Source organism: Pseudarthrobacter sp. NPDC055928, from assembly GCF_042270935.1.
In the GTDB taxonomy this organism is placed as follows: Bacteria; Actinomycetota; Actinomycetes; order Actinomycetales; family Micrococcaceae; genus Arthrobacter.
The window spans coordinates 42,193-60,757 of the sequence record NZ_JBHJZH010000011.1 but is presented as its reverse complement, the minus strand read 5'-3'; the positions used below and the strand labels follow the sequence as shown (position 1 = coordinate 60,757).

19 protein-coding genes are annotated in these 18,565 nt (G+C 65.9%); 15 read left to right on the top strand and 4 right to left on the bottom strand.

The genetic code is table 11. From position 1 onward, the window contains the following. The first annotated feature begins 1 nt into the window (after window position 1). The gene (locus ACFC25_RS14390) at window positions 2–1,402 is read left to right on the top strand and encodes a pyridoxal phosphate-dependent decarboxylase family protein (protein WP_376046244.1); all 1,401 of its coding nucleotides are present in this window, start codon (window positions 2–4) and stop codon (window positions 1,400–1,402) included. A gap of 58 nt (window positions 1,403–1,460) precedes the next feature. Here ACFC25_RS14390 and ACFC25_RS14385 read toward each other — a convergent pair whose 3' ends face one another. The 3 genes from ACFC25_RS14385 to ACFC25_RS14375 form a co-directional block, all read right to left on the bottom strand. Beyond that, a complete protein-coding gene (locus tag ACFC25_RS14385; protein WP_376046241.1) occupies window positions 1,461–2,501 on the bottom strand; it encodes an aminoglycoside phosphotransferase family protein in 1,041 nt (346 codons plus the stop codon). Window positions 2,502–2,585: 84 nt separating this feature from the next. Further along, a complete protein-coding gene (locus ACFC25_RS14380) occupies window positions 2,586–3,344 on the bottom strand; it encodes a VIT family protein (RefSeq protein WP_337347598.1) in 759 nt (252 codons plus the stop codon). A 45-nt stretch (window positions 3,345–3,389) separates the two neighbouring features. Further along, complete coding sequence (locus ACFC25_RS14375) at window positions 3,390–4,556, bottom strand: DUF4439 domain-containing protein (protein ID WP_376046238.1); 1,167 nt, start codon at window positions 4,554–4,556, stop codon at window positions 3,390–3,392. Window positions 4,557–4,662: 106 nt separating this feature from the next. On the opposite strand from ACFC25_RS14375, the gene rimP reads away from it, so the two are divergent. The 7 genes from rimP (at window position 4,663) to trxA (ending at window position 11,660) form a co-directional block, all read left to right on the top strand. After that, entirely contained in the window at window positions 4,663–5,277 is a 615-nt protein-coding gene (rimP, locus tag ACFC25_RS14370) for a ribosome maturation factor RimP (protein ID WP_376046235.1), read from the top strand. Then, window positions 5,277–6,257, top strand: coding sequence for a transcription termination factor NusA (gene nusA / locus ACFC25_RS14365; RefSeq protein WP_337347601.1), 981 nt, complete (start codon window positions 5,277–5,279; stop codon window positions 6,255–6,257). Before rimP ends, nusA begins: the two co-directional genes overlap by 1 nt. A gap of 188 nt (window positions 6,258–6,445) precedes the next feature. Then, window positions 6,446–6,808 carry a YlxR family protein gene (locus ACFC25_RS14360; protein WP_337347602.1) on the top strand — a complete coding sequence of 121 codons (363 nt, stop codon included), beginning with the start codon at window positions 6,446–6,448 and terminating at the stop codon, window positions 6,806–6,808. 152 nt (window positions 6,809–6,960) lie between these two features. Then, a complete protein-coding gene (infB, locus tag ACFC25_RS14355; protein WP_376046231.1) occupies window positions 6,961–9,855 on the top strand; it encodes a translation initiation factor IF-2 in 2,895 nt (964 codons plus the stop codon). A gap of 245 nt (window positions 9,856–10,100) precedes the next feature. After that, a complete protein-coding gene (rbfA, locus tag ACFC25_RS14350; protein WP_337347604.1) occupies window positions 10,101–10,610 on the top strand; it encodes a 30S ribosome-binding factor RbfA in 510 nt (169 codons plus the stop codon). 91 nt (window positions 10,611–10,701) lie between these two features. Beyond that, complete coding sequence (locus ACFC25_RS14345; RefSeq protein WP_376046227.1) at window positions 10,702–11,187, top strand: nucleoside deaminase; 486 nt, start codon at window positions 10,702–10,704, stop codon at window positions 11,185–11,187. Window positions 11,188–11,207: 20 nt separating this feature from the next. Then, window positions 11,208–11,660: a thioredoxin gene (trxA, locus tag ACFC25_RS14340; RefSeq protein ID WP_337347606.1), complete on the top strand. Its 453-nt coding sequence runs from the start codon at window positions 11,208–11,210 to the stop codon at window positions 11,658–11,660. A 10-nt stretch (window positions 11,661–11,670) separates the two neighbouring features. Here trxA and ACFC25_RS14335 read toward each other — a convergent pair whose 3' ends face one another. After that, window positions 11,671–12,825: a pyridoxal phosphate-dependent aminotransferase gene (locus ACFC25_RS14335; protein WP_376046223.1), complete on the bottom strand. Its 1,155-nt coding sequence runs from the start codon at window positions 12,823–12,825 to the stop codon at window positions 11,671–11,673. Window positions 12,826–12,922: 97 nt separating this feature from the next. Between ACFC25_RS14335 and truB the strand changes: the two genes are divergently transcribed. The 7 genes from truB to rpsO all read left to right on the top strand — a co-directional run bounded on the left by truB (window position 12,923) and on the right by rpsO (window position 18,421). Continuing rightward, window positions 12,923–13,858 (top strand): tRNA pseudouridine(55) synthase TruB, encoded by a 936-nt coding sequence (truB, locus tag ACFC25_RS14330; protein ID WP_376046221.1) that lies wholly within the window; start codon window positions 12,923–12,925, stop codon window positions 13,856–13,858. 2 nt (window positions 13,859–13,860) lie between these two features. Then, complete coding sequence (locus ACFC25_RS14325; protein WP_376046219.1) at window positions 13,861–14,214, top strand: hypothetical protein; 354 nt, start codon at window positions 13,861–13,863, stop codon at window positions 14,212–14,214. Window positions 14,215–14,233: 19 nt separating this feature from the next. Continuing rightward, window positions 14,234–14,692, top strand: a complete 459-nt coding sequence (locus ACFC25_RS14320) for a hypothetical protein (RefSeq protein WP_337347610.1) — start codon at window positions 14,234–14,236, stop codon at window positions 14,690–14,692. Between the two features lie 143 nt (window positions 14,693–14,835). Then, window positions 14,836–15,819 (top strand): bifunctional riboflavin kinase/FAD synthetase, encoded by a 984-nt coding sequence (locus tag ACFC25_RS14315; protein ID WP_337347611.1) that lies wholly within the window; start codon window positions 14,836–14,838, stop codon window positions 15,817–15,819. 30 nt (window positions 15,820–15,849) lie between these two features. Next, a complete protein-coding gene (gene kynA, locus ACFC25_RS14310; RefSeq protein WP_337347612.1) occupies window positions 15,850–16,704 on the top strand; it encodes a tryptophan 2,3-dioxygenase in 855 nt (284 codons plus the stop codon). Window positions 16,705–16,706: 2 nt separating this feature from the next. After that, complete coding sequence (gene kynU, locus ACFC25_RS14305) at window positions 16,707–18,011, top strand: kynureninase (RefSeq protein ID WP_376046423.1); 1,305 nt, start codon at window positions 16,707–16,709, stop codon at window positions 18,009–18,011. 140 nt (window positions 18,012–18,151) lie between these two features. Continuing rightward, the gene (gene rpsO / locus ACFC25_RS14300) at window positions 18,152–18,421 is read left to right on the top strand and encodes a 30S ribosomal protein S15 (protein WP_310166300.1); all 270 of its coding nucleotides are present in this window, start codon (window positions 18,152–18,154) and stop codon (window positions 18,419–18,421) included. Window positions 18,422–18,565 lie beyond the last annotated feature (144 nt).

Below are 18,565 nucleotides of genomic sequence, written 5' to 3'. Positions count from 1 at the left end.
TATGTCAGCAGGCGCTGGGCAATATTCCGAGGCACTTGAGGCCGCCGCACGCCACGCCCAGGAGTGGCTGGCGAGCCTGCCGGACCGGCACGTTGGTCCGGGCGTGGCAGCCCACGATCTCGTGGACGTCTTCGCCGGACCGTTGCCACAACAGGGCATGCCCGCAGCAGAAGTGGTGGACTACCTCGCGCTCAAGGCGGAGCCGGGCCTGATGGCCATGCCGTCCGGCCGGTTTTTTGGTTGGGTGATCGGCGGGACGCTGCCTGCTGCACTGGCTGCCGACTGGCTTGTCAGCGCCTGGGACCAGAACTCCGGCCTGCGTTACGCCACCCCGGCGATAGCGGCCATTGAAGAAGCCGCCGGCCACTGGCTGCTGCAGCTGTTGCACCTGCCCGGGGACGCCGACGTCGGCTTTGCCACCGGTGCCACCATGGCAAACTTCACCGGGTTGGCCGCCGCGAGGTGGCGCCTTATGGCGGACGCCGGCTGGGACCTGGACGCCCACGGCCTGGCGGGCGGACCCCGGATCAGGTGCTTCGTGGGACAGGAGCGTCACGAGACTATTGACCTGGGCCTGCGCTACCTTGGGCTGGGCCGCCCCGCTGAGGTCCCCGCAGACGCCCAAGGCAGGCTGATCCCCGGGGAGTTGGACCGCATGCTGGCCGAAGGTTCCGGACCCGCCTTGGTGTGCCTCCAGGCCGGAAACCTCCACTCGGGCTCTTTCGATCCGTTTGAGGACGCCATCCGCGTTGCCCGGCAGCATGGTGCCTGGGTGCATGTCGATGGTGCCTTCGGGCTGTGGGCCGCGGCGGTACCGGAACTTGGTCACCTCACCAACGGTATGGAACTCGCCGATTCCTGGGGGACGGACGCACACAAGACCCTGAACGTACCGTATGACTGTGGCATCGCCGTCGTACGGGATTCCAACGCGCTGCGCAGCGCGATGGGGCTGCAGCACACGAGCTACCTGATCCACGACGCCGAAGGTCCGGGTGACCCGTTCGAAAAGGCCCCGGAGCTGTCGCGCCGGGGCCGCGGAGTACCGGTCTGGGCGGCCCTCCGCTCTCTGGGCAGCGACGGCGTGGCCGCGCAGGTCAGGGGCCTGGTGGAGGCGGCTTCCGGGATTGCAGCGGCATTGGCCTCCGTGGACGGCATCGAGGTGCTCAACGATGTTGAGTACACCCAGGTCTCGCTCGCCTTCGGCGATGACGCCACCACGAGGGCGGTGACGGCCCGGGTGATCGAGGACGGCAAGGTCTGGATGTCCGGATCGCGGTGGCAGGGCAGGGACGTCCTGCGTGTGTCAGTGAGCAATTGGAGCACGGACGCGGACGACGTCGGCACCGCGGTTGATGCGGTCACTTCGGCCTTTGCGGCGGTCCGGGCGGCCAAGGCCTGACATCGCCCTACCCCCAAGAGCCACGGTTTTTGTCAAGATCGGGGGACGTGGCCACCGTTTATCCCGCTGCCTCTGGACAAAAACTTCCAGCCTGTCCCGGTTCCGGCAGGGAATGCGCGGGCGGCAACACGTCCAGGGTCCGGCCGGCCAGGGTGCTGGCCACCCACAGCGAGCGTGCCAAGTCCCCTTCGTGGTGCGGGCGGCCGGCGTAGGAGAGGGCGTTCTCCACTTCGCGGGCAACACCCCACTGGCGTGCCACTTCACTGTCCAGGCCAGCTGCCTCGCTGAAGTCACAGCAGCGTTCCCGCAGCCCCGCCTGCGGGTCGCTGCGGGGGAGGTCCTGGATCCGGTTCCAGAGCAACGGTGCCACCGCGAATTCCGGTTCGCCGATCATGGGCTGCGGGTCGATGGCCGCGAAGCCTGGTCTGTCCTGCCATGTGGGACGGGCCAGGATGTTCAGGAAGTGGAAGTCGGTGTGCACCAGCACGTCGTGTCCGGAGCGGCGCCCCACGGCACCGCGGGTCTGGCAGACTTCCAGGGCGGCTTCCAGCAGCCACCGGGGGAACGGCCGGCCCTGCTGCTCCCAGTCCGCGGGCAGGTCGTCGCTCCACTGCTCGGCCCGCCCGGCGATGTGGTCGAACTCCAGCCATTGTGGCCGGTGGTCAGGCTCCAGGCTCAGCTGGCGGAGCAGGCCGCCCCACACGGTTACGGCGTCATCCATTGGGACATCCTGCAGCGAGGTGTCCGCGTCCAGCCGTTCCAGCAGCATGGAGCACGTTCCGGCGTCGGAGTCCAGCAACCGTACTGCGCCGTGCCCCGCCCACAGCTCCAGGGCGTGCCGTTCGACGCGGGCTTCATCATGCGGAAAGGCAACCTTGAGGGCGGCCGGTGTTCCGTCGTTGCGGCGAACCGGGACGACAATTCCGCCGTGTCCGTTCCATGGCACGCCACCGGGAGCCAGGTCGATGCCAAGGTCCCAATGCTCCATCCGGCCGCTCAACAGGGCAGGCAGTGCGGCCAGCCAGGCCCGTCCTGCGCTGTTTCTGCTGTATCTTCTGGCGAGGTCTACGGGGATCGGCACCTGAATCTGCTGGCTCATCGATTCCAGCGTAGTTGACCCAGGCTTCCAGGGGCGGGGATGCCGACGCGTCCTCATCCGGCACATTGCGCCGGGATGACAGCGTTAGACCATTCCGCTGGCCCCGAGCAGGTTGCCAATGGTGAAAGTTGCCGCCAGGGCCAGCGCTCCGCCCACCACCACCCGGACTGCCGCGCGTGTTTTGGAACCGCCCCCGATCCAGGCTCCCAGCGCGCCGGTCAGGGCAAGTGCCACCAGCACGGTGCCAAAGGTCAGCGGAACCCGGGTCCCCGGCGGCGGCAGGAGGATGGCCAGCATCGGCAGGACCGCGCCGAGGGTGAAGGCCACAGCCGAAGCGAAGGCGGCGTGCCAAGGACTGACGATGTCCTCTTCGTCGATGTTGAGTTCAGCCGAGAGATGCGCTGCAAGGGCATTGTGTTCGGTCAGTTCCACCGCTACCCGGTGGGCGGTTTCGGGGGTGAGGCCCTTGTCCTGGTAAATGGCGGCCAGTTCCGCGAGTTCCTCTTCCGGCTCTTCGGCGAGCTCGCGCCGCTCCTTTTCGATCAGTGCTTTCTGGCTGTCGCTTTGGCTGCTGACGGAGACATACTCACCCAACGCCATGGACACGGCGCCGCCCACCAAGCCGGCAGCGCCCGCTGCCAGGATAGGTCCAGTGTTCGCGGTTGCACCTGCCACGCCCACCACGATGGCGGCTACGGAGACGATGCCGTCGTTGGCGCCCAGCACTCCGGCGCGCAGCCAGTTCAGGCGCTGGGCCACGTCGTTGTCGTGAGGCTCGGTTTCGAGGTGGCGCTGCAGGTCCTTCTTGTCCGCCGGAACGCCGGCTGGCTCCTGGGAATCCATAAAATCAGCAAACCACCACTTGGGCCTGCTTGCCAGCATCAGGAACTACGTGGCTGGCTCAGATGTGGTGGGGACGGCGTTCCCGGGCATGTCCGGCAAGGGGGGAAGCTGTGCCTCGTCCAGTTCAAGGCCGGGAATGGCTCCCGGGTCCCCGCCCCAAACGATGGTCCGCTTCGCGGCGGACACGAGGGCCGACACCGCCCAGCCACGGGTTGGAGCCGTGCTGAACGCCACAACGTCCCCATAGGCCGGCAGGGTGCCGGACTCAAGGTGTGACAACCCTGCGGCGGGCGCACTCAGGAATGCACTGTCGAGTACGTATCCGGGCGGCGTTGGCGGCACCGCTTCGCAGTGCATGGTGGCGTAGGCCTCAGCCTGCTCGGCGAGGTCCAGGTGTTCCGCCAACAGGGCGGACGCCTGGGCCGCGGCTGCCGGGTCGAGGCGCGTCAGCGCAGCCTGGTAGCCATAGATAGTCTCACGTTCGGAGTCCAGCGCGGCAGTGAGTGCCGCGTCCTCCCCAACACCACCACGATCGTCGTCCCCTTCGCCTGACGGTCCGGAAGTGGGGCACTCGGCCGGGGTGCGGGTGGCCTGGCCGGCGGGAGCGTCGGGCTCCTGCCAGCCAGGCAGTTCCTCAGCCGGAATGCCGGCGGAAGCGGCTACGTCCCGGGCCACGAGTAACTGCGCGGCACCGGCGCCGGCGAGGACGCGGGCCATGCCGCCGTCGGCTTCCAGCGCATCGATGAGGCGCCTCGCCCCGCTGGCGGACAGGGCAGCCGCGAGCTCGGCCGCGGTAGATGGAACGGCCGACGTCGGACCCCCGGGAGAGGCGGCCTGGCCGGCGGAAGAGTCAGGGGAGGCGGCCTGCCCCGCATCTGACCGGGTGGGGGAGGTGGGGGTGTCACCGGGCAGCAGCAGGGCCCGGGCCTGGATGGTCAGCAAAGTCACAACGCGGTCCAGCACTGCGGTGTCGTCGGGCGCACCCGATCCCGCGCCGGCTTCAGTCAGGTCCCTCCCGGCAGCCCGCAGAGCCAGGGCGTCGGCCAGTGCAGCAGCCCGGGCACGCTCGGAAAAAGGCGTTTCCGCAGGTGCAGGGGGCTGATGGGGGATGAGGACCATGCCCAGGCTCATCACGAGCAGGGCTGTGAGCGAAAAAACGGCATACCGGAAATACCGCGTTCGGGCGCTGATTTCGGTGCTGTCGGCTTTCACAACAGACCATGTTGTCACGCCGGAAGGCAAACCCGGTGCACCACTGTGCCCGGAAAATCGCTAGGCTAGTAGTCACAACATCATCTATCGGGAGGCGGCCGGCATCGTGAGTAATGCAGAAGCCACGACTTCATCAGACCGTACCGGAACGGGTAGGGCTGACGTTGCGCCTGCCTACAATCCGGAAGCTGCCCGGCTTCGGGCCTTACTTGAACCCTCGGTCCAGGCCAACCGCCTGTACCTTGAGGACGTCTCCATCATCCCCGGCTCGCACCGGGTGGTCCACGTGGTGGTGGACCTGCCGCAGGAGGAGACCGGCGGCGTCAATTTGGACGTCATCGCCGATATCTCCAAAGTCCTGTCCGACGTCCTGGACAACGACCCCGGCGACGACGGCCGACCCTATGACCTCGAAGTTTCCTCTCCCGGCGTGGGCCGGCCCCTGACGGAAGAGCGTCACTGGCGCCGGGCCCGCGGGCGCCTGGTCAAGGTCAACGTCATCCAAGGCGACAACATCACCGGCAGGGTCAAAGCCGTGGACGAATCCGGCGTGACCCTCGTCCCGGAGATCGCCGTCAAAAAGGGTATGAAGCCCAAGCAGGGCGAACCCGTAAAACTTCCTTTCGACAGGATCCGCAACGGAAAAGTCGAGATCGAATTCAGCCACCTCGACGAGGCCGGTCTGGAACCTGAGCACAATGGACCTTCTGAGGAGGCCTGATGGATATTGACATGAGCGCACTGAGACTTCTGGAGCGTGAGCGTGAAATCCCGCTGGACCTCCTGATCCCCACCATTGAGCAGGCGCTCCTGGTGGCCTACCACAAGTCGCCCGGCGCCTTCGAGAAGGCCCGCGCCGAACTGGACCGCAAGAGCGGACACGTGACCATCTGGGCTGTGGAGATCGACGACGACGGTGCCCCCATCGGCGAGTTCGAGGACACCCCGGCCGGGTTCGGCCGCATTGCGGCAAGCACGGCACGGCAGATCATCCTGCAGCGCCTCCGGGACGTCGAGGACGACGCCGTCCTGGGCGAGTTCAAGGGCCGCGAGGGTGAACTCGTTGCCGGGCTGATCCAGCAGGGCAACAATCCGCACATGATCCAGGTCAACCTGGGCACCGTGGAAGCGCTGCTCCCGCCGCCCGAGCAGGTGCCGGGGGAGAAGTACACCCACGGCAACCGGCTCCGCGCCCTGGTTATCGACGTCCACCGCGGTACTAAGGGCCCGTCCGTCACACTGTCCCGGTCGCACCCGGGCCTTGTCCGGAAGCTCTTCGAACTGGAGGTGCCGGAAATCGCGGACAGGTCCGTGGAGATCGTTGCACTGGCCCGCGAAGCTGGCCACCGCACCAAGATCGCCGTCAAGGCGAACACCCCTGGCATCAACGCCAAAGGTGCGTGCATCGGTGAAATGGGCTCACGCGTGCGGGCGGTCATGACTGAACTGAACGACGAGAAGATCGATATCGTCGATTTCAGCGAGGACCCAGCGACCTTCATTGCCAGCGCCTTGTCCCCGTCGCGTGTGAATTCCGTCACGATCATCGACGAAGCCACCCGTTCGGCCCGGGTTGTCGTCCCGGACTATCAGCTGTCGCTGGCCATTGGCAAAGAGGGCCAAAACGCCCGCCTGGCAGCGAAGCTGACCGGCTGGCGGATCGACATCGTCTCTGACGCCGCGTCGCCGCGCGAAAACTGAACCTCACCAGGTCCGGCAGCCGACGGCGGATACCCTCCGTCGGCACGCCGGTTTCCGGCAGAATGGCCCCGAGGGGCTAGAATAGACAATGACCGCGCCTAACGGCCGGTATTCGTGCGCCCTTGCGTGCCCTCCCTGCAGTTTGCTGTGGCGGGCTGGCATGGGCTGGCAGCTAGTACGTCAGGAAGATGCTCACCGTGGCAGAAGTGCTTCACAGCGAGAATCAACCGCAGCGTACCTGCATCGGATGCCGGAAGAAGGGTCCGCGGTCGGAGCTCCTCCGGCTCGTGGCTGATGCCAGCGGTTCGTCCGCTGTCATAGTCGATGAACGACGCCGGATGGCTGGCCGGGGTGCATGGCTGCACCCCAGCGAATCGTGCCTGGCCCTGGCGGTCAAGCGGCGAGCATTCGGACGTGCCCTTAACGGCGCGACCGGGACCGCCGACGTCGAACGCCGGATCAAGGCAGGCGCGGGCGCTGAAGGCCCGCTGCGGTTACCTCCGGTAGCTGCAGCAACAACCGTCCAACCTGAAAGCGGGTCAGAAAACTGATGGAAACCCGATGAGTTCCCAGCGATGAGTGCGCAACGATGACAACTTTGTTGCGCTCTGCAATGGGCCCTGCAGCCGCAGCCGCGGTGAGGGCCCGCAGTAAGAAGTAGACGGTTCGTGCCTGGCTCGGTGCGGACCGAGACAGGAGAAATGTGGCCAAGGTCCGCGTACACGAGCTCGCTAAAGAGCTCGGTATTACTTCCAAAGATGCAGTGACAAAACTGCAGGAACTGGGCGAATTCGTTCGCTCCGCCTCTTCCACCATTGAGGCCCCGGTGGTGCGGAAACTCCGCAACGCCTATCCCGACGCCGCGGCTAAGGCCGCAGCTCCGGCAGCCGCGCCCAAGGCGCCTGCCCCGTCGGCAGAATCACGTCCGGCAGCACCTGCTCCTGGTCCAGCAGCCCCCAAAGCTCCGGCGCCTGCCGCTGCAGCGCCCGCAGCCCCGGCTGCGCCCGTTGCCGCTTCTGCAGCTCCGGCTGCACCAGCCCCGGCTGCTTCGGCTCCGGCAGCAAGCGCTCCGTCCACCGGAGCCAAGCCGGGCGCCCGTCCCGCCCCCAAGGCAGAGACTCCGGCAGCACCCACCCGCTCAGGCGGAGCTGCACAGGGCGGCTCTGCGCCGCGTCCCGGCGGCCCCCGTCCGGGCAACAACCCGTTCGCTACGTCCCAGGGCATGCCCCGCGGCCGCGGCGATGGTGAGCGCGCTCCGCGTCCGGGTAACAACCCGTTCGCTACCTCCCAGGGCATGCCCCGCGCCGGTGGCCGTACCGACGGCGAACGCCCCGGTGGTCCCCGTCCGGCAGCCGGTGCCGGTGGCCCCCGTCCCGGTGGTCCGCGTCCGGCAGCCGGTGCGGGCGGTCCCCGTCCCGCAGCAGGTGCCGGTGGTCCGCGACCCGGGGCACCGCGTCCCGGTGGTGCCGGTGGAAACCGTCCTACTCCGGGCATGATGCCTAACCGCACTGAGCGTCCCGCACCGGCTGGTGCAGGCCGTCCGGGTGCCGGTGGCCGTGGTCCGGGACGTCCGGGTGGCGCACCAGGTACCGGTGCTCCCGGTGCCGGTGGCGGCGCTCCGGCCGGAGGCGGCTTTGGCAAGGGTGGCCGCGGACGCGGTGGCACCCAGGGTGCTTTCGGTAAGGGCGGCGCAGGCCGTGGCAAGCAGCGCAAGTCGAAGCGTGCCAAGCGCCAGGAACTTGAGCAGATGAGTGCCCCGTCGCTGGGTGGCGTGAGCGTACCCCGCGGCGATGGCAACACCGTAGTACGGCTCCGCCGCGGTTCGTCCATCACGGACTTTGCCGACAAGATCGAGGCAAACCCCGCAGCGCTGGTCACCGTTCTCTTCCACCTGGGTGAAATGGCCACGGCCACCCAGTCACTGGATGAGGAAACCTTCGCACTGCTCGGCGAGGAGCTTGGCTACAAGCTCCAGGTTGTGTCGCCGGAGGATGAGGAGCGCGAGCTGCTCTCCACCTTCGACATCGACTTCGAAGCAGAGCTGGAAGCCGAAGGCGACGAAGACCTCGAGGCACGTCCTCCGGTTGTCACCGTCATGGGCCACGTTGACCACGGTAAGACCCGCCTGCTCGACGCCATCCGCAAGTCGGACGTCATGGCCGGCGAGCACGGTGGCATTACGCAGCACATCGGTGCTTACCAGGTCACGCACAACCACGAAGGCACCGATCGCAAGATCACCTTCATTGATACTCCGGGCCACGAGGCGTTCACCGCCATGCGTGCCCGTGGTGCCAAGGTCACTGACATCGCCATCCTGGTGGTCGCAGCGGACGACGGCGTAATGCCGCAGACCGTTGAAGCGCTCAACCACGCACAGGCAGCGAATGTGCCGATCGTGGTGGCCGTGAACAAGATCGACAAGGAAGGCGCCAACCCGGACAAGGTCCGCGGCCAGCTGACCGAGTACGGCCTGGTTCCCGAAGAATACGGTGGCGATACCATGTTCGTGGAGGTCTCTGCCCGCCAGAACCTCAACATCGACGAGCTGCTCGAGGCCGTCCTGCTCACCGCAGACGCCGCCCTGGACATGCGCGCCAACCCGAACAAGGACGCACGCGGTATCGCGATCGAAGCCAACCTGGACAAGGGCCGCGGTTCCGTGGCCACCGTCCTGGTGCAGTCCGGTTCACTGCGCGTCGGCGACACCATCGTTGCAGGCACGGCCCACGGCCGCGTCCGCGCCATGTTCGACGACGACGGCAGCGCCTTGACCGAGGCCGGCCCGTCCCGCCCCGTGCAGGTCCTGGGTCTGTCCAACGTGCCGCGCGCCGGTGACACCTTCTTTGTGACCGCTGACGAGCGCACCGCCCGCCAGATCGCCGAGAAGCGTGAAGCAGCCGACCGCAACGCCGCCCTGGCGAAGCGCCGCAAGCGCATCAGCCTGGAAGACTTCGACCAGGCCGTGGCCGACGGCAAGATCGACACCCTCAACCTCATCCTCAAGGGTGACGTGTCCGGTGCCGTGGAAGCCCTCGAAGACGCGCTGCTCAAGATCGACGTCGGCGAAGGCGTGCAGCTGCGCGTCATCCACCGCGGCGTTGGTGCCATCACGCAGAACGACGTCAACCTGGCGACGGTCGACAGCGCCGTCATCATCGGCTTCAACGTCAAGCCTGCCGAGCGTGTTGCCGAACTGGCAGACCGCGAAGGCGTGGACATGCGCTTCTACTCCGTCATCTACTCGGCAATCGATGACATCGAGATGGCCCTCAAGGGCATGCTCAAGCCCGAGTACGAAGAGGTCCAGCTGGGCACCGCCGAGGTCCGCGAAGTGTTCCGTTCCTCCAAGTTCGGCAACATCGCAGGTTCCATCGTTCGCTCGGGCATCATCCGACGCAACACCAAGGCGCGCATCAGCCGCGACGGCAAGATCATCGGTGACAACCTCACCGTTGAGACGCTCAAGCGCTTCAAGGACGACGCCACCGAGGTCCGTACGGACTTCGAGTGTGGTATCGGTCTTGGCTCGTTCAACGACATCACCGAAGGCGACATCATTGAGACCTTCGAGATGCGCGAGAAGCCGCGCGTCTAAGTCGGTTTAGTTCCACAGGGTCGGGGTCGTTGGGTTTTCCCGGCGGCCCCGCCCCTTCGCCGGACGGCTGGCGATCTGCGATCGCAAGCCGCCCGGCTCCGACAGGCCCGATGCCACTCCCAGGCCGCCGGAAAAACCCAAACGCGGGTCCGTCGTAGGCTCGCCTAAGGCGCGTGGCATCCAAACTAAACGTGCGACGCAGCCGCCAAGCCGCCGTCGTACATCCAAATTTTTAGGAGTTGTTCATGGCTGATCCCGCACGGGCTGCCAAGTTGGCGCAGCGGATTAAGGTTGTTGTTGCCGAGGCCCTGGGCCGGAAGGTTAAGGATCCTCGGCTTGAAGGCATCACTATTACCGATGCCCGGGTGACCAACGACCTGCAGCACGCCACCCTCTACTACACCGTGTTTGGTGACCAGGCTGTCCAGGCTGATGCTGCCAAGGGTCTTGAGAAGGCCAAAGGCGTGCTTCGCCAGGAAGTGGGCCGGAACGTAACGGTCCGGCTGACTCCCAGCCTTGAATTCGTGGCCGACCAGATTCCCGTGGTTGCCTCCAACCTCGAGGAACTCCTCCGGGCCGCGAAGAAGCGCGACGCCGAGGTTGCCGCCCTCGCCGAGAAGGCCAAGCACGCCGGCGACGCCGATCCCTACAAGCGTGATGTGCCTGCCGATGTGGAGATCGACGAGGACGATTTCGACGAAGAGGACCTTGACGTCACCGACGACGAAGAACTCGACGAAGACGGCAACAAGTAGGCCTCTGACGCACCACAGCGTGGCTTACAGGAAGGCCCGGACTGCAACTGCAGTCCGGGCCTTCCTGCGTCTGCCGGGCTAGGATCTAGCTATGACCCTGGCGAGCGAGAACCATGAAGCTTCCCGATACCTGGAACAGGCCGTTGAACTGGCCGTGAAGAACGTTGCCGACGGCGGTGGTCCCTTCGGTGCGCTGGTGGTGACAGTGGACGGACGCGTCCATCAAGGCATCAACCGCGTCACCCGGGACAACGACCCCACGGCACACGCGGAAGTCGTAGCGATCCGGACGGCCGCGGCGGCCACAGCGAAGTTTGACCTGCGCGGGGCTGTTCTCTACACCAGTTGTGAGCCATGCCCGTTGTGCCTGGCGGCCGCCCTCTGGGCCCGCATCGACCGTGTCTACTTCGCCGCCGACCGGCACGGAGCCGCCGCAGCAGGCTTCGACGACGCCGTGTTCTATGACTATTTCAGCGGCACCCGGCCGGAACTGTTGCCGGTCGCCCAGGCTGATGTGTCGGCGTCGGACGCCCCGTTTGAAGCGTGGCGGCGCAATAGGCACCGCACACACTACTGACCCGGAAGGCAGAATGCGCAGTGGAGCCCAGCGCAGCGGAACCAACGCTCATCAAGTGCCCCAACTGCGGGAAGACCAACAGGGTTCCCGCCGACGCTGGCGGCCGTCCACGCTGCGGCAGTTGCCGGTTGGACCTGCCTTGGATCGTTACCGCTGGCGATCACAACTTCGCCTTGATTGCAGAACGGTCCCCGGTTCCCGCACTCATCGATTTCTGGGCTGCCTGGTGCGGTCCTTGCCGGATGGTGAGCCCGGTGCTGGACAAACTTGCCGTGGAACGGGCCGGCCGGATCAAGCTCGTTAAGGTGGACGTTGACCGTTCCCCGCAGCTTTCCCGGCGGTTCGACGTGCAGGCCATCCCCACGCTGATGGTTATCGTCGACGGAAGAGTGGTAGCCCGGCAGGCGGGGGCGGCTCCTGCGGCGGCGCTTCGCTCCTGGCTGGATGGGGCGTTGGCCGACAGCCGCAGTTAGGGTTCTTGACTCAAGTGCGCTCGGGCAACCGGCCAACGCCCTCCACCAACTCGTCCAGACTGCCGCACAGTGCAATCCGCACCCAACCCTCGCCGATCGAGCCGAAAGCCGTTCCCGGCGCCAGCGCCACCCCCGAGCCGGCGAGGAACCGGCGGACCCAACCTCGGACGTCGCCCTCGGTCACGTGGGAAACGTCGGCCCAGAGATAGAAGGCCCCTTGCGCGCTCAAGTACGGAATCCCCTTGGCGTCGAGGACGGCCGAAGCCGCATCCCGGTTGGCCCGGTAGTGGGCGTGGGTGTCCCGGACGTAGTCCTGTGGTCCGGTGAGGGCCGCGAGCGCCGCATACTGCGAGGGCGACGCAACGCAGGAGACAATCGCCTCCATCACGTTGTTCATCTTCTGCTCCAGCCCGGGCGGGCAGACCAGGGCACCGATCCGGAGGCCGGTCAGGCCGTACGTCTTGGACAGCGTCAGGGACGTGAAGACGCGCGCCTCACCGGGCTCGTCGCTGTCGAACCGCGCCGGGCTGACGTGGGGAACATCGTAGGTGAAAGCCTCGTAGCATTCATCGGAAATGATCCAGAGGTCGTGCCGGCGGGCGAGTTCCACGAGTTGCCGCGTTAGTTCCTCGCCGAGGACTGCGCCCAAGGGATTGGAGGGCGAGTTCAGCACGAGCACGCGCGTCCGGTCCGTGATGAGGGCCTCGATGTCCTGGATCCGGGGCTGGAAGTCCTCCTCGGGATACAGCGGATACCCCACCGGGATGGCGCTGAGGAGCCGGCTGGTCATGGCGAACGTTGGGTAGCCCGGGTTGGGGATCAGGATCTCATCGCCAGGGGAGAGCAGCAGGCTCATGGCAAGGTGCAGGCCCTGCTGCGCGCCGGCCACTACGTACACCCGCTCGGCGCCGATGCCATGGCTGACGCCGGCGCTAAACCTGGCAGCAAACGCTTCGCGGAGTGCCGGGATGCCGGCGTTGGGTGTGTAGTTGGTTTCGTCCCTGTCCAGGCATGCCATTCCGGCTTCGAGGACGTGGCGGGGGAGTGCGAAGCCCGGCTCGCCGATACTCAACACGATCGCCCCGGGACTGCGCCAGGCGGCCTCTGTGATTTCGCGGATCTGGTTGACGGGTACGTCACGCGCGTGCGCGGCAAGCTCAGGCATGATTGCCATCCTAGCCGTGGCCAGGATCCGGGCAGGCCCGGATCTGGCCTGAGGGGTGTGGGCCGGGGCCGCCGTCGGCGCCGATATACTGGGAGGCGTGCTTTCTGGACTGGTGATAGTGGACAAACCGCAAGGATGGACCAGCCATGATGTGGTTGGTCGGATGCGGCGCATCGCCGGAACCCGGAAAGTAGGGCATGCAGGGACGCTGGATCCCATGGCCACGGGCGTTCTGGTGGTGGGCATTAACAAGGCCACGCGACTGCTCACCTACATCGTGGGCACCTCCAAGACGTACACCGCCACCATCCGGCTGGGCCAGTCAACCGTCACTGACGATGCCGAGGGCGACGTCGTTTCCTCCACCAGCGCTGCCGCGGTTACGGATGAGGCCATTCACGACGGCGTGGCGGCCCTTACGGGGCTGATCCAGCAGGTGCCCAGCAGCGTCAGTGCGATCAAGGTCAACGGCGAACGGGCGTACGCCCGGGTTCGCTCCGGCGAAGAGGTCAAGCTCGCTGCCCGGCCGGTCACGATTCACCGCTTCGAAGTGCACAACATCCACCGGGAACACGGCGCCGGGCCGGAGGGCTCCGCGGTAGTGGACATCGACGTCACCGTGGAGTGCTCTTCCGGCACCTACATCCGCGCCCTGGCAAGGGACTTGGGAAACGCGCTGGGTGTCGGCGGGCACTTGACGGCGCTCCGCCGTACCCACGTTGGCCCCTACTCGCTGGAGCAGGCACGGACGTTGGAACAGTTGGCCGAGGAACTCCAGGTCCTGGAGATGTCCGAGGCCGCCAGGGCTCTGATGCCCAACAGGGAGCTCACCGCCGAGGAAACCACGGAGATCTCCTTCGGCCGCAGGATCGCAGCTGGCGCCGAGGCAGGCAGTCCCAAGGCCGCCACCGCTGATCATCCAGCCGCAGCGTTTGCCCCTGATGGCAGCCTTGTGGCGCTCCTGGCGGATTCGGGCAACTTTGCCAAACCTGTGCTGGTTTTCGCGCCCGGCAATGGCGCCCGGGAGTCCTAGGCATGGACGCATATTTCTATATCATCCTGGCTGTCGGCCTCCTCTCCAGCGGCATCTGCCTGGTGGCCGGAATCCTCAAGAAGGCCCCCAACGACCTCACCATCCTGTCCGTTGCCGGCGTCGAACTGGCCCTCGTGGTCTACCTCGTGGGCTCCATTGTCAGGGTGGTGGCCGGCGAACCAATCGCAGGCGAAGCCTGGGAGTTCTGGGGCTACCTGGTTACAGCCATGCTCCTGCCACCCGCCGCCGTCTACTGGTCCATCCTCGAACGGACCCGCTGGAGCAACTTTGTCCTGGCCGCCGTCGGGGTGACCGCCCTGGTGATGGCCGCCCGAATGAACCAGATCTGGTACTGAAGTGGAAGAAGCCCGCAACGTGAAATCACCTCGCTCCGAAGCGACGCCGGACAAGGCAAACCCATCTGCCAAGGACACGCGGAACACCGGCCCCGGCAGGCTCCTGATCGCCGTCTATGCTGTGTTCGCCATCTCCGCCACCGCCCGGGCCGGCTACCAGATCCTGACGAAATTCTCCGAGGCGCCGCTGGCCTACCTGCTCTCAGCATTTGCCGCCCTCGTGTACGTGGTGGCTACCGTCTCCCTGGCCAAGCCCGGAAGTACCTGGTTCAAGGTCTCGCTGGCTGCGGTGCTGGTGGAATTGGTGGGCGTGGTGGTAGTGGGAGCACTGAGCGTGTTTGACCCGGTGCAGTTCCCGCACGAAACCGTCTGGTCTTTGTTTGGCCGGGGGTATGCCTTTATTCCGCTGGTGCTGCCGATCCTTGGCCTGGCCTGGCTGTACAGGCGGCGCCCGGGCAAACGCCAAGCAGCGGCTTGATCGTTTTCCGCTCCCGGCCCGGCCGGCCGCCCACGTCCGCGGCGCCGTCCTGGTGCGCCCGTGATACCGGGTAATCTTAGAGAGTTCCGGCGCCGGTCAGGCGCCGCGTACATGTCAGTTGCAGGCAGTAAAAGGCGAGGGTGATGGTCTACATCTGGAACGATCCGTCCGAGGTCCCGGCGGACTTCGGTCCATCCGTTGTCACTTTCGGCAACTTCGACGGCGTCCATCGCGGCCACCAGCAGGTGCTGTCCCAGCTGATCCGGTCCGCCCGCCGCAACGGCACCAAAGCCGTGGCTGTGACCTTCGATCCCCACCCCGCAGTGATCCACCGTCCGGAGTCGGCGCCCGAGATGATCATGGGCCTGCACGACAAACTCGAAGCCCTGGGGGAACTGGGCCTGGACGCCATCCTGGTGATGAAATACTCCCTGAACCTGGCGGCCCTTACGGCCGAGGAGTTCGTCGGCCAGGTACTCGTTGACAGCCTCCACGCCAGCCACGTGGTGATCGGCCACGACGCCCGTTTTGGCCGCGGCAACTCCGGCGACCTGGACACCATGAAGCAGCTTGGCGAGAAGTTCGGTTTCGACGTCCAGGTCATCAGCGAGTTCGGCTCGGAGGGCTACCCCCTGCATGACGACGACGGCAAGGACCGCCGCTGCTCCTCCACCTGGGTGCGTGAGGCACTGCGGGAGGGCGACGTCGCCACGGCCGCTGCCGTGCTCGGCCGCCCGCACCGGATGCGCGGCGAGGTGGTCCACGGTGCTGCCCGGGGACGGGCGCTTGGGTTCCCCACGGCCAACCTCGCCCATGAAGCAACCGGACTCATCCCTGCTGACGGAATCTACGCCGGGTGGCTCGTTGACCAGGCCGGCACCCGCTGGCCTGCGGCCATTTCAGTTGGTTCCAACCCCACATTTGACGGCGTCAGCCGCCAGGTCGAAGCCCATGTGATCGACCGTCCGGACGAGTCCGTGGAGGACTTCGATCTGTACGGCCAGACAGTAGTGGTGGAATTCGTGGCCAGGCTCCGGGGGATGGTGGCCTATCGTGGGCCTGAGGCACTGGTGGACCAGATGCGCCTGGACGTGGTCCAGGCCCATGATCTCCTGGTCCGCCGCTGATCGGAGCACCCGCCAGGAAAGGCAGCCGAAGTGACCATTGAAAAGAACACCAGGAAACTGGACAAGGGCATTGTCCGCGATTTCAGTTCCCGCATGAGCTACGCCTCGTACCTGCAGCTGCCCACCCTCCTCAGCGCCCAACAGCCCGTCAGCAAACCTGAACACCACGACGAACTGCTGTTTATCATCCAGCACCAGACCACCGAGCTGTGGCTAAAGCTGGTTCTTCATGAACTCCGCAGCGCCGCGGCCTGGCTCCGCGCCGACGACCTCGGCTCCGCGCTGAAGGGAATCGCCAGGGTCAAGCACATCCAGAAGACGCTCACGGAACAGTGGTCGGTCCTGGCCACGCTCACGCCCACGGAGTACTCCCAGTTCCGCGGCTTCCTCGGCAACTCATCAGGCTTCCAGTCCAGCCAGTACCGGGCCGTCGAATTTATCCTCGGCAACAAGAACCGCAAGATGCTGCCGGTGTTCGAATCCGATCCCGAAGCCCACTCCATGCTGGAGGAGTTGCTCACTGCCCCCAGCATCTACGACGAATTCCTGTCCTACCTCGCAAGGCAGGGCTTCGACGTGCCCCTCTCCGTCCTGGAGCGCGACGTCACGCGCGCCCACGAATTCTGCCCGGAACTGGTGCCGCTGTTCAAGCACATCTATGAAAACGCTGCCGATAACTGGGGAGCCTACGAGGCCTGCGAGGAGCTCGTGGACCTTGAGGACAACTTCCAGCTATGGCGTTTCCGGCACCTCCGCACCGTGCAACGAACCATCGGCATGAAGTCCGGAACAGGAGGCTCCAGCGGCGCCGCGTTCCTGCAGAAAGCACTTGAGCTGACCTTCTTCCCCGAACTCTTCGCCGTCCGGACGGAGATCGGCCAGTGAGCATGGATGCCGGGAAGGTGAACGGACAGGAAACAAAACAGGATCACGACGGCGGCGCCCTGCTCCGGCGGGCGGCAGAGCTGGATGCCGCGGACCCGTTGGCTCCCTACCGGGACCTCTTCATCGGCACCGACACGCCACTTTCCTACTTGGACGGCAACTCGCTGGGCCGCCCGCTCAAGCGCACGCCGCAGGACATCAGTGACTTCATCCGGGACAGCTGGGGCGGACGCCTGATCCGTGGCTGGGACGAGGAATGGCTTGAACTCCCGCACACCATTGGCGACCAACTGGGCCGCGCCGTCCTCGGCGCCGCCCCGGGCCAGACTGTCATCGCAGACTCAACAACAGTGGTGCTCTACAAGCTCATCCGCGCGGCCGTGGCAGCAGTGGGCGACCCTGAGCGCACCGAAATTGTCCTGGACACCGATAACTTCCCCACTGACCGTTACCTCGTGGAGGGCATCGCCCGCGAGGAAGGGCTGACCCTGCGGTGGATCGAATCCGATCCCTCGTCCGGGGTGACCGTCGCACAGGTGAGGGAGGCAACCGGCCCTGCCACCGCCGTCGTACTTTTGAGCCACGTGGCCTACCGCTCAGGGTTCCTTGCCGACCTGGAAGCCATTACTGCCGCCGTCCATGACGCCGGTGCCGTAGTGGTCTGGGATCTCTGCCATTCCGCAGGCTCGGTGGAGATCGACCTGGACGGCGCCGGCGTCGATTTCGCGGCCGGGTGCACGTACAAGTACCTCAATGGCGGCCCGGGTTCACCGGCCTTCGCGTACGTCAACAGCCGGCACCTGTCGGGGCTTCAGCAGCCGATCTGGGGCTGGATGGGCCGCAAAGACTCGTTTGAGATGGCCGCCGGCTACGAGCCCGCGCCCGGGATCCGGAGTTTCCTCAGCGGCACACCGGCCATTTTTGGGATGCTCGCGATGCGCGGCACCTTGGACCTCATCGAAGAAGCCGGCATGGCGGCAATTCGGGAAAAGTCGCTCAAGCTCACCGGCTTTGCCGTGGAACTGTTCGAAGCATGGCTGGAACCCCTTGGCGTCAGATTGACATCACCGCGCGACCCGCAGCAGCGGGGGAGCCACATCACGGTGGACCATCCGGCGTTCCGCGACGTGACGGCTGAACTGTGGGAGCAGGACGTCATCCCTGACTTCCGCGCACCCGAAGGAATCCGGATCGGTTTGTCGCCGCTGAGCACGTCCTTCGAGGAAGTCCACCGCGGCGTGGCCGCCATCCGGGAACGGCTGGAGGGCCGCGGTTTCGACAACCCGCGCGGCATGCCGGTAAACTAAACGTTGGATCCGGCTGCAGTCCGTGGCGGCTGGTTCTTGTTATGTGCAGGGACTCCGGGAATTTCCCAGGGATTCCCGCGCTGGCACACCCGGCAGTGAATTACTGATTCGGGCCTCACGGCACATCTCTAGGAGTTATTGTGGCACTTGACGCCGCTGTAAAGCAGTCCATCATCAAGGAATACGCAACCGGCGAAGGCGACACCGGTTCACCGGAGGTCCAGGTTGCAGTCCTGACTCAGCGGATCAAAGATCTCACTGAGCACATGAAGGAGCACAAGCACGACTTCCACACCCAGCGCGGTCTGCTGGCCATGGTTGGTCGTCGCAAGCGCATGCTCACCTACCTCAAGAAGACTGACATCGCCCGCTACCGCGCGCTCATCGAGCGTCTCGGCCTGCGCCGCTAGTCTGATTTAGGGGCGGCCCTTTCCTTTGCCGGAACGGGCCGCCTTCTTCAGTAGAAAAACTAAACAGGAGGATCAACCGCATCACGCATTCGCGGTCCTCGGTAGTGATCCCCGGGAAGCTTCGTTGACTGAAGCCCGGCCCGT